Genomic DNA, 11,275 nt, shown 5'->3' with positions numbered 1-11,275 from the left:
GTGCGCGCGGGGGCCGCGCCCCGCCCCCCTATCTCGCCCCCGCCCCCCCCGCCCCCCCCCCCCGGAGGGCCAGCCAAACCCACACCACACCCCACCCCACCCCACCCCCCCGCCCCGCCCCGCCCCCGCAACGACCCCCGCCGCCCGCCAGGGCTACCGCATCGGAGCCGGGACCGAAGCCAGCGCCCGAGCCAACGCATCGGCCGTAGCCTCCGCCCCCGCAACCCCCGTCATCAGCACCGTCACCGCCACCCCCCGCCCCGCATCCCGGACCACCGCATCCGCCAACGCCTGGGCCGCCCCCGCCCCCGGCCCACACCCGCACAGGAACACCCGCCGCCCGGGTACAAGCACCCCATCCAGCTCCCCCACCCCCACCCCGGCCCCCAAGCCCCCCACTCCCACCCCCGAATCCGGCACCCACAGCACAACCACCCTCTCCACCCCCCGATGCCGCCGCGCGAACAGCTCGTACGCCCCCGCCACCACCCCCGGCACACCCACCAGACAGATCACGTCCGCCGAAGGCGCCCCCACCCGCAGGGTGCGCAGACCGACCCGCCGGACCAGCGGCGGCCGCGCCGCCACGGACGGCACCTCGACGTGCGCCAGCAGGGCCAGCGCCTGCCCCACCGTCGTCCCCGGATCCGCCTCCGGCATCCGCGCCAGCGCCCGCAGCAGACTCACGCACTGCCCGAGCGCCGCCGACGCGTCCTCGTCGGCCAGGCTCGCCCGGTCGTACACCGCGCTCAGCGCCAGCGCACCCCCGCGCTCGTGCCGCGCGTTCAGCGTGATCGGCGTGATCGGCAGACCGGCCCCGCCGCCCACCGCACGCGGCTCGTCCACCTCGATCCCCTGGCCCTCCAGCTCGGCCCGTACCTCCGGCGGGAGTTCGGGCCGGTGGTCGAAGGACACCACGGTGTCGGTGAGCCGCTCACCCTCGCCCCGCCCGAGCCACGTCCGGATCCGGTCGCCGGACACCCACGGATACGCCGCCAGGTCCAGCAGCGCGTCCCGCACCTGCTGGAGCAGCTCGGCCAGCGGAGCCGCCGGGTCCACCCGCACCGTCATCGGCAGCGGATGCCCGAGCACCCCCGGTATCCCCGCGGCCCCGGGCAGCGCGATGTCCCGCGGCCCCAACTGCACCCCGAAGCTCACCCGCAGCGGCCCCCCGGTACCCGCCGCCCGGTACAGCAGCAGCGCCCACACCACGTGCAGCGCGCTGCTCTCCCCGGCCCCCCGGGCCGCGGCCCAGGAGCGCAGGCCGGAGCTGTACGGCTCGACCAGCCGCCCGCGCAGCCGCCCCGCGCCGCTCTGCCGGGTATCGGCGCCCCGGCGGCCCACCGCGGTCGCGGCATGGCGCGGGGGCCCGGTCCGCGTCCACAGTTCGCGCGCGCCCTCGCCGCTCTGCCGGGCCAGCCAGCGTGCGTGGTCGCGCAGGTCCGGGCGGCGCTCCCCGCCGGGCAGCACCCCGCCGGCCAGGTAGGCGCGGTAGAACTCGCGCAGCAGCAGGTGCACCCCGCGCTCGTCGAGCAGCGCCCGGTGGTAGGTCAGCAGGACCCGTACGGGCTGCCCCGGCCGCCCGTCCAGCAGGGTGAGCCGCAGCAGCGGCGGCCGGTCGAGGGCGAAGCCGTGCGCGAGGTCGGCCGCGAGGAGTTCGGGCCAGCCGGTCCCACCGTGCGCGTGGTGCACGATGTCGACGTCGGCGCGCGGGTGCAGGACGAGCCGGTCCACCGCCGTCCAGTCGAAGGCGGCCCGCAGCACCGCCTCCCGGTCGGCCACCGACTGCCAGGCCGCGGCGAAGCGGGCCCGCTCCAGCGGACCCGCCCAGTTCCAGTGGAGCTGCTCGATGTGCCGGTCCGGGCCGCTCTGCCGGGTGACCGCGTCCCACAGCAGGTCCCGCTGGTGCCCGGTGAGGGCGAGCGGTTCCCCGGCGCCGGGACGCGGGCCGAGCAGGTCGGCGAGCAACTCGGCCCCGAGCACGCCACCGTCCCCGTCACCCCCGCCCACGCCCTCTCCCACACCCCCATCCGCGCCCACACCCGCGCGCGCGTCGGCACCGGGCATCAGGCGCAGCGTGTGCCGCCCCGGCCCGTGACACTCCAGCGTGACCTGGAACTGCCGGTGCCGCCCCGCGATCCGCGCGGCGAAGAGTTCGGCGTCCGCGTCGTCGCGCAGCCCGCGCACGCCCAGCACGAGCGGGGACCCGGCCGCCGGCCGTCCCGCCTCGCGCACCACGACGACCACCGGTCCCGGCCCCCTCGGGCCCGAGGCGCCGGTCATTCCTGGCCCGGCCTTCCCCCGGCCGCCACCGGGAGCTGGGGGAGACCCGGGCTATCCGACCTGACGGGCACGACGGCCCCCGACCCGGACACGGCGCGCCATCGGCATCGGCATCGGCATCGGCATCGCCATCGGTGGGCACGGACTGTGCGCGGGCTGCGCTGCGGCGAGTTCCCTTGCCTTCACGGCGTACGCCTTCCCTTGGCCCGGCCGGAGGTTACCGGTCCAAAAAGCGTAGTAGGCCCAGCGGTTCGGGGACCCTTTCCTCGAGCGGCCCTGCAGCACGCCGCGAACCGGCGTCGATCGGCGGCGCCACCTCGGATGCCGCCGCAGCCGTCCGTTCCCGCCGGTGCGCCTCGCTGACCAGATAGCGGCCCTGGACGAGATGCGTGGCGAAACTCCACCCGCCCGCCGCGTCCTCGGCCGGTACACCGGCCAGCACGGCCCGCGGCCCGCCGTCCGCCCCCGGCTCGAACCGGAACCCGAATCCGGCGAAGCTCCGCCGCATCCCGTGCCCCAGCGCCTTCGTGTACGCCTCCTTCAGCGTCCACATCCGGAGCAGCCGGAGCCTGCGCTCCTCCTCGGGCAGCGCGGCCAGCTCCGCGTCCTCGGCCGGGGTGCACACGTGCTCGCGCAGCAGCTCGAAGGAGATCTGCCGCCCCGCGGGCTCCGCGTCCACCCCGATCGGCCCGCTGCGGCTCACCCCGACCACGATCAGCTCGTCGGTGTGCGCCAGGCTCACCTCCAGCTCGCCGCCGAGCCCGCGCAACACGGGCCGCCCGCCGGGCCGGTAGCCCAGGTCCAGGGCGCCCACGGGTACGTTCAGCGCGCTCGCGGCGGTGTACTTCATGACCAGCCGGGACACCGCGAAGCGCATCCGCCCCGCCGCGGTCGGCCCCTGCCGGTAGCGCGGCCAGTCGTGCCCGAGCAGCGGCCGCAGCCCCGGATCGAGCAGCGCGGCCGTCAGCCACTGCCCCCAGGTGGTGCACACGACCGCCCGGCCGTCGTCGTCGAGCCGGTCGCCCAGCTCGTCCCACGGCCCGTCGGGCCCGGCGACCGCCAGCGGCGCGGGCCCCGGCCCGAAGCCCGGCCCGGGCCCCGGCCCGTACGCCGCCGCCTCCGCCGCCGCGCTCACCACAGCACCCGCGTCGCGTAGAGGTCGCAGTCGACGCCGAGCCGGTCGCGGCCGTCCAGCTCCGCCCAGACCCGCTGCTGCGCCTCGATGTCCGCGGGCCCGGCCGGACCGCCCGGGCCGATGCCGAGGCGGCCCGCGATCCGCGTGGCCGCGAGCAGCGCCCAGTGTTCGCCGCCCAGGAACAGGCCCCGCCCGGCGGCGGCCCCCTGGACCCCCAGCACGGCGGCCGCCAGCAGCAGCATGGCCTGCCGGTCGGCCAGCGCCCGTACCGCGGGTTCGCCCCGGCCCGCGTGCGCCGCGGCCAGGCACGGTCCGTGCAGGGCGCGTTGCTCGCTCACCAGCCGTCCCGCCACCCGGGCCAGCGCCGCCGTCACCGCCTCGCCGCCCGCGACGGCGGTGGCGAGCCGGGCCGCGGCCCCGGTCAGCACGCCGACGAGGGTGTCGTCGCCCTCCGGCGCCGGCGGCACGCTGCGGGCGGGCATGGCCTCGCCGAGGCGGAAGAGCACGGCGCCCGTGGTGTCCGCCCGGCGCTCGAAGGCGCAGGCCAGCGCGGGCAGTTCGCGTACGACATCGCTCTGGTACGCCGACACGTCCGCCGGACCTGACCCGGCCCGGGGCAGGTCCGCCGCCAGTTTGGCCAGCGTCAGCCGCTCCAGCGAGCCGGCCGGGCGCCCGCATTCGCCGAGTACGAGGTCCAGCTCGTCCAGGACCCCGCCCACCACCAGCGCCGTCGCGTAGCCGACGGCCGCGCGCACCGCCCGCCCGCTCCCCCCGGGCAGCGCGCTCGCCCGCAGGCCCACCGCCACCAGGCTCTCGCAGGCCAGCAGATCGGCGAAGGCGGCGGCCAGCGGACCCCGCCACTGCCGGACGGCGGGTTCGGTGCGGCCCCGCTCGGCGACCATCCGCACCGCGGCGCGCAGCACCGTACCGGTGGTGGCGATCAGCGCGGCCGGGCCGAGCAGCGCGGCGAACTCCCCGGCCCGCGCGGGCACCGGCTCCTCCCGCTCCAGGGCGGCGATCAGGGCCCGCGCGCCGTGCGCGTACCCGAGCGCCAGATCCCGCCGGAACAGCGGGCGCAGCACGCGCACGAGGTCGTCGGCGGCGGTGAAACGGCCGCCGTCCGCGGCCGGTACGCGTTCGGCCCGCACGGCGGCCTCGACGGCGGTGCGCTGCGCGCCGTCGCGGGTGCCGGTGCCTTCGCGCAGGCCGTGGAAACCGTACGGATTGGCCTCGTCGTAGGGATCGGAGAGGAGCGCCTCCAGCCGCACCGCCCGCAGCGCCACGTCCACGGTGGGCGCGAGGGCCGCGTAAGGGTGCGCGAGCGCGAAGTGCCGCGTGTGCGGCGGCCGGCCGGTGACCGGGCCGGCGACCGGCCCCGCGACCAGACCGGCGACCGGCTCGGCCTCCGGAAGGACGGCGTCGCGCTCCCGCACGGGACCGGACCGGGTGAGGGCCATCGAACTGCTCCTTGTCATCGGCGAGTCGGTCATCGGAGAGGTCGTCTCGGCGGGTCGGTCGGCGGGGGGCTCCATCGCGGACGTCTCCACCGGGAAGTCGGCCGGCGCGGACTCCGCCACCGCCACCGCCACCACCGCCACCGCCACCGTCATCGCAGCCTGCGTACGGCGCTCTGCGCGTGCCACTTGGCCAGCCCCAGCACCTCTTCGCTCGCGCGCCCCAGCCACGCCCGCACGTACCGGCGGGCCTCGGCCAGGCTCGTGCCCTCGCCCAGCACCCGCCCGACGGCCTCCTCGCTCAGCATCACCTGCTGCGCGCAGACCACCCGGACCCCGTCCTCGTCCGGCACCAGGGACCATTCGCCGCTGTGCGCGGCGATCAGTTCGGGGGTGACCAGCTCCTTGTGGACGATCCGCCCGGCCGAGGGGAAACACAGCCGCACCGCCCGCGTGGAGACCGTCTCCCCGCCGGGCGCGGCGCAGGTGTCCATGACCGCGACCTGCACGCCCGGCACGTCCTCGATGACGCTGGACCACTCCACGTGCGGGACGGATCCGCTCCAGTCCCCGATCCGGTAGAGGAAGTCGTAGACCAGCTCGGCGGAGCCCTGGACGTGCACGCTGTCCTCGAAGGAGAGCAGCAGCTGGTCCATCCGCTCCCAGCGTTCGGCGCTCTCCTTGAGGTGCGCGAGCTGCGCGTCCGCCTCCGTCTGCCACTCCCGGCGGCTGCGCTCGCTCTCGGCGGCGGGCAGGCCCACCAGGGTGCGCCGCTGGCTCAGGGTCACCAGCGATGCCGTGTCGCCCTGCGGTTCGACCGTCCAGGTGCCGGACACGGGCATGCCCAGGCGTGCGGTGTCCTCCTGCTCGAAGTCGACCGCGCGGGCGTGGGGGCGCAGGACGCGCCGGACGTGGAAGGAGCGGACCCGGTCCCCGGACACGTCCCAGAGCCGCAGGCGTTCCTGCTCGCCGTCGAAGTCCATCCGCTCGACGTGGACCGGGGAGGGCAGCAGCAGCGGCCAGCGCACGGCATCGGCCAGCAGGCCGTAGACCACGCCGGCCGGGGCGGCCACCCACGCCGTCTGCTCGCTCGCGTGCACACGCTGCGACGACATGACTGCCCCTTTCACCTCTGCGGGTGCCCTCCAGAGTGCACCGGCCGGCTCGAACCTCCCTCAAGCCGGGCGCCGGGGTCCGGCCGTGCTCCTCAGGCGGGGGACCGGCCGCTCTCGGCCAGGGCGTCCGCGAGCATCCGCCAGATCTCGGCGGCCAGGTCGATGTTGGCGTCCTCCTGGGCCTGCTGGGCCAGCGTGCGCAGGCCCTGGATGCCGGCCGGGTCGCCGCCGAGTATCAGCAGCTGGTGGCGGAGCATCTCCAGACGGACCTGGTCGCGGTACGTCATCCTCGGCGCGTCCCCGGCCAGTTCGCCGAGGAGGGCGCGCGCGTCGTCGTACCGGGCGGTGGCGAAGGCCAGGTCGGCCTTGAGCGCGGTCAGGTCCTGGCGCAGCGCGGGGGTGCCGACGAAGGCGAGGGCGGCCTCGGCCTCGGTGGCCCGCCGCTGGGCCTGCTCGGGGTCGGCGGGCAGCCGCTGCAGGTGCAGCCGGGCGGCGGCGAGCCGCAGCCGGAGCCACAGCACCAGGTCCTCCTGGCTGCTGAACCGTTCGAGGGCCTCCTCCAGGCAGGCCTGCGCGCCGGGGTAGTCGCCCTGGCGCATCCGGACGGCGGCGGCCGTCCACATGGCCTCCGCCCAGAGGGCGTCCGTACGCCCCTCGACCAGCGCGGTCAGTTCCTCGGCGTGCGCCCGGGCCTCGCCGATGCGGCCCGCCTCGGCCTGTACGGAGATCAGCGCCAGCAGGGCCGTGGCCCGGTCCTCCACGCCCAGCTTCTCGCCCAGCGCGAGGTGGTGCGCCTCGACGGCCGCGTCGAGGGCCGGGGTGATGTCGCCGAGGGAGCGCAGGCAGCGGGCCAGCCGGGTCAGTCCGCGCACGCGCAGCTCGGTGACGCCGACCTCGTCGCCGAGCGCGACGAGCAGGGTGAGGCGTTCGCGTTCGGCCGCGTGGTCGCCCTGGAGGCGGTCGGCCTGCGCGAGCAGCCACAGGGCCTGCCAGCGCAGGACGGGACTCTCGTGGGCCTCGGCGGCCAGCGCCTGGCGCAGCTCCTCGATGGCGTCGCTGGAGCCGGTGGACGCGGCGAGGGTCAGGGCGTGGGCCAGGGATCCGGTCGCGGGTTCCTCGAAGTCGGCCGGTTCCAGGCCGAGTCGGCCCGCGAGGTAGGTGACGGCCCGCTCGGTGGGCTGGCGGGCGCCGGACTCCAGCCGGGAGAGGTAGCCGGTGGACATGCCCTCCCCGGCGAGCGCGGTCTGGGACAGGCCCCGGGCCATCCTCAACTTCTTCAGGCGGTGTCCGAACGCGGGCTGTCGCAGCATGAGCATCCCTGGGGTGATCGGGGCAGGAGAGTCGCCGAAGAACCGCACCGAGCGTAGGCCGCCTGGCAATACGCGGGCAAACCTTTGCCACGGTGGGGCGGTTTCTCTCGTCCCCGTCTCACGCGAACGTCGTCCGGTTCTCGAGCACTCCTCCACCGGATCGAGGCAGACTCTCCAGAACCCGGCCCCGCACCCGGCCGGGACCTGCTCTTTTCCGACGCCTGGGGGTCGACGATGAGGCCATCGGTGTGCGCACGACGCGCGGCCGGCTCGGCTGCCGCATTCCCGCACATCGGAGACGAGCCCATCGACCCGCCCCAGGACGTCCAGTCGGACGACGACATCGGCTGGCCCAAACGCTGACCGGCGCACGCCCCCTCGGGGTGCGGCTGCTACACCCGGCGGCCGGTGGCGGAGGCGAAGCCGAGCCAGGTGTGGCGGTTGCCCCACCAGCACCAGCCGACCTTGGGGGCGTCCCGCCGCTCGCGGCCGTCGCGGCCCGTGCCGTTGCTGATCCAGATCGCCGGAGTACGGGCGTCCAGGGCGCCGTTCGCCTTGCGCAGCCGGGAGCCGATGGTCATGAAGCAGCGGTTGCGCTGGAGGACCTCGGGCTGCTGGAGCAGCCAGTGCACGCCCTCGCCGAGCAGCAGCGGGGTGCGCTCCGCCGCGGTGAGGGCGGGCAGTGCCTCCTCCGGGCTCCAGTTGGCCATGCGGTCGCCGCGGTCGAGGCCGGTGACGAGGTAGAGGGGAGCGTCGGGCAGCTCGACGGCGCAGGGCGCGAAGCGGTCGACGTCGGGCATGTCGACGACGACGAACCCGGGCCTGCCCTCGTGGCGGAGCAGCGGCGCGAGGGCGGAGACGGGGACGCGGTCCGGGTGGACGGCGAGCAGGGCGCCGCCGTCCGCGCCGTCCGCGCCGGCGGCGAAGGCGCGCAGCGCGTCGGCGGACATCCCCGCGCGTTCGTGCACTCCGAGCCGGATCAGCTGTTCCGCCTGGCCGGTGAGCGGCGGGAGGGGGGACACGGAGAGAGTGGACGACGTGTCGGGCAAGGTACTCCTCGGGGTACGGTGCGCGGCGGTGTACCGAGGTCAAACGAGCCGGGCAGCCGAAGCGTTCCCGGTGCGGGGGCGCCGCGCCGGACGACCCTGCGCTGCCACCCGGCGCGACGGCACGGCACCGGCCGGATCCAGCCCCCCGCCCGGCCCCCGGCCCCCGGCCCGAGGGCCGCCCGCCGCGGCCCTCAAGCCCCCGCCCTCGAGCCCTCCTCGAGCCCTCGTCGAGCCCGTCCGGACCCGGCACCGACCGCCCCCACCCGCCCGCACCGCCCGGCGTTGCCACCGCCGGCACCTCACACGGCCCGCGCCCCCGAGCGGGCCCGCGGGACGAGCGGCCCGGCACCCGCCGAACCCGCTGAACGTGACGAAGCCGGTGAACCAGGTGCACCCACCGAACCCACCGAACCCACCCCACCCACCGAACCCACCGAACCCACCGAACCCACCCCACCCACCGAACCCACCGAACCCACCAGCCCCAGCGGAGCCAGCGCCCCCGCCAGCTCCGTCTCCGTCAGCTCGGCCCCGCCCCCCGCCGCGTAGCCGTCCGGGCGGACCAGGAGCCAGCCCGCCGCCGAGAGCCCCAGGGCCTCGCGCAACCGCCCGTCGGGATCCGCCAGCGGCCTCGGCCCCGCGCCGGGACCGGGGCCCGCGCCGCGCGACCACCCGGGCCCCACGACCGTACGCACCGACAGCCACCCCGCGTACCGGGCCGCGGCGGCCCGCGCCACCTCCACGGCCTCGCCCGTGCCCTCCGGTACGTACAGCAACGACCACCGCACGTCCCTCAGTTCCCCCCGGAGCCCCTCCGCGACGACCCGCGTGCCGCCCCCCAGCCCCGCCGGGCGGCCCCCGTAGGCCAGCCCCAGCCCCGACATGTCGCCGAGCACCTTCCGCTGGATGACCCGGTGCAGCAGCCCGGTCCCCCGTACAACGCCCATGACGGCCGGCAGCGCCGCCCCGGCCATCGCGCTCGTGACCTGCGCCAGCGCGCCCGTCCGCTGCGCCGCCCCGAGCAGCGCCCGCGCCACCGGCACCCGCTCCTGGTCGTACGTGCGCAGCAACTCCCGCCCGGTCCAGCCCTGTTCGGCCATGGCCAGCTTCCACGCCAGGTTGTACGCGTCCTGCACCCCGGTGTTCAGGCCCTGCCCGGACGCGGGCCCGTACACGTGCGCCGCGTCCCCGGCGACGAAGCACCGGCCCTCGCCCATCCGCGTGGCGACCGACCCGCGGAAGGTGCGCACGGCGCTCCACAGCGGCGTGCCGACCCGGACCTCGCGCCCCAGCCCGGCCGACAGCTTCGCGGACAGCCGCACCTCCACCGGGCGCGCGTCCCGCACCACATCGGCGGGCGCGGCGTCCAGCAGCCGCCAGTACCCGGCGCGCCGGTGGGGAATCATCAGCAGCGCCTGTCCCCCGGTGTGCACCCAGTGCACGGTGTCCTGAACCAGACCGGCGGCCCCACCGACGACCCCACCGGCCCCCGCATCCCCCACCACCCCGACCGCCTCCACGGGCGCGTCCGCCAGCTCCCAGGTCTCGTGGGCCCCGCCCACTTCCGGCAGCCGCAGCCGGGCCCGGACCGTGCTGTCCGCTCCGTCGCACCCCACCAGCCAGGGCACGGCGCAGGCCTCCCGCCGCCCGCCGGGGTGCGCGAGGTACGCCCGTACGCCGTCCTCGTCCTGGTCGAAGGACGTCAGCCGCACGCCCCACTCCACCCGCACCCCGAGCCGGGCGGCGGCCTTGCGCAGGACAGCCTCGGTACGGGCCTGCTCGATGACGACGGTGTAGGGGTAGCGGGTGGGCGTCGAGGTGTAGTCGGCGTCGAGCCGCACCGGCCGGCCGCCGCCCGCGGTCATGGTGAACGCCCGGTTGCGGCGGCCCTGTTCGAGTACGGGCCCCACCACACCCATCTGGTCGAGGACCTCCAGGGTCCGCGGATGCACCGTGACGGCCCCGCCCCCGCCGCTCCCGCCACCGCGCCCCGGCCCGGCGGCCGCGTCGACGATCCGGACCCGAAGGCCCCGGCGGGCCAGCTCGTGCGCGGCGGTCAGCCCGACCGGCCCGGCCCCGACGACGAGCACCCGTGCCCCGGTCCCACTGTTTCGCGGCATGGCGCCGCCCCCTCCCCGTGGGCCGTCAACCCGCCACCGCGTTGTCGGCATGCACGGCGTTCACGGCGTTCCATGCTCGACGGCGCCGCTCGCAGCCTCCCGGACACCCGCTGGAGGACCGCTCGGCGCCCGTGTCCTGACGGATCGGGCACGCACGGTCTTCCGCCGCCACGGAGATGTGATCCCATGATCATATGACGAGGACCCTTTATCTGTTCTGTTCCGCCGCCCCGCCCGTGTTCGACGTGGCCCATGTGATCGAGGACGCGCAGGCGCGCGGCTGGGACGTGTGCCTCGGTCTGACCCCCACCGCGGCGCACTGGGTGGCCGGCAGCCTCGACGGGCTGGCGGCGCTGACCGGGCACGCCGTGCGCTGGCAGTACAAGCTGCCCGGCGAGCCGGACGTCTGGCCCGCCGCCGACGCCCTCCTCTTCGCGCCCGCCACCTTCAACTCCGTCAACGCCTGGGCCCTCGGCCTCACCGACCGTTTCGTGGCCGGTTCGGCCGCCGAGGCGATCGGCAAGGGGACGCCCGTCGTGGCGATGCCGTGCGTGAACGCCGCTCTGGCCGCCCACCCGCAGTTCGACCAGAGCGTGGCCGTCCTGCGGGGGGCGGGCGTCGACTTCCTCTACGGGGACGGCGGCTTCGTGCCCGGCCCGGCGGGCCCGGACGCCCCCGCCCACTTCCCGTGGGCCGCGGCCCTGGACGCCGTGGACCGCCGGGTCGCGGCAGCCGCGGGCGGCGGCGCGAGCGGCGCGGCCTGAGCACCGGGGAGTCCGAGGAGCGGCGGGGTCCGAGGAGCGGCGGGG

Annotated in this window: 8 protein-coding genes; 1 reads left to right on the top strand and 7 read right to left on the bottom strand. The window is 76.7% G+C overall.

Going from position 1 to position 11,275, the window contains the following annotated elements:
• Positions 1 to 153: 153 nt before the first annotated feature.
• The 7 genes from ABT084_RS32500 to ABT084_RS32470 all read right to left on the bottom strand — a co-directional run bounded on the left by ABT084_RS32500 (position 154) and on the right by ABT084_RS32470 (position 10,466).
• Positions 154 to 2,283: a condensation domain-containing protein gene (locus tag ABT084_RS32500; protein ID WP_351051730.1), complete on the bottom strand. Its 2,130-nt coding sequence runs from the start codon at positions 2,281 to 2,283 to the stop codon at positions 154 to 156.
• A 217-nt stretch (positions 2,284 to 2,500) separates the two neighbouring features.
• Positions 2,501 to 3,418 (bottom strand): 4'-phosphopantetheinyl transferase family protein, encoded by a 918-nt coding sequence (locus tag ABT084_RS32495; protein ID WP_351051727.1) that lies wholly within the window; start codon positions 3,416 to 3,418, stop codon positions 2,501 to 2,503.
• On the bottom strand, positions 3,415 to 5,028 hold the full coding sequence (locus ABT084_RS32490; RefSeq protein ID WP_351051724.1) for a serine/threonine-protein kinase: 1,614 nt from the start codon (positions 5,026 to 5,028) through the stop codon (positions 3,415 to 3,417). Before ABT084_RS32490 ends, ABT084_RS32495 begins: the two co-directional genes overlap by 4 nt.
• A complete protein-coding gene (locus tag ABT084_RS32485; RefSeq protein ID WP_351051721.1) occupies positions 5,025 to 5,987 on the bottom strand; it encodes an aromatase/cyclase in 963 nt (320 codons plus the stop codon). The genes ABT084_RS32490 and ABT084_RS32485 overlap by 4 nt, the downstream gene beginning before the upstream one ends.
• 92 nt (positions 5,988 to 6,079) lie before the next feature.
• Positions 6,080 to 7,297 (bottom strand): helix-turn-helix domain-containing protein, encoded by a 1,218-nt coding sequence (locus ABT084_RS32480; protein WP_351051718.1) that lies wholly within the window; start codon positions 7,295 to 7,297, stop codon positions 6,080 to 6,082.
• Between the two features lie 392 nt (positions 7,298 to 7,689).
• Entirely contained in the window at positions 7,690 to 8,346 is a 657-nt protein-coding gene (locus tag ABT084_RS32475) for a DUF5701 family protein (protein WP_351051716.1), read from the bottom strand.
• Between the two features lie 299 nt (positions 8,347 to 8,645).
• Positions 8,646 to 10,466 carry an FAD-dependent oxidoreductase gene (locus ABT084_RS32470; RefSeq protein WP_351051713.1) on the bottom strand — a complete coding sequence of 607 codons (1,821 nt, stop codon included), beginning with the start codon at positions 10,464 to 10,466 and terminating at the stop codon, positions 8,646 to 8,648.
• A gap of 194 nt (positions 10,467 to 10,660) precedes the next feature.
• On the opposite strand from ABT084_RS32470, the gene ABT084_RS32465 reads away from it, so the two are divergent.
• Complete coding sequence (locus ABT084_RS32465; protein ID WP_351051710.1) at positions 10,661 to 11,230, top strand: flavoprotein; 570 nt, start codon at positions 10,661 to 10,663, stop codon at positions 11,228 to 11,230.
• The last annotated feature ends 45 nt before the right edge of the window (positions 11,231 to 11,275 follow it).

The sequence above is a fragment of the Streptomyces sp. NPDC002138 genome (assembly GCF_040296485.1).
Classification (GTDB): domain Bacteria; phylum Actinomycetota; class Actinomycetes; order Streptomycetales; family Streptomycetaceae; genus Streptomyces.
This window is presented reverse-complemented; position numbering and strand designations above follow the sequence as displayed.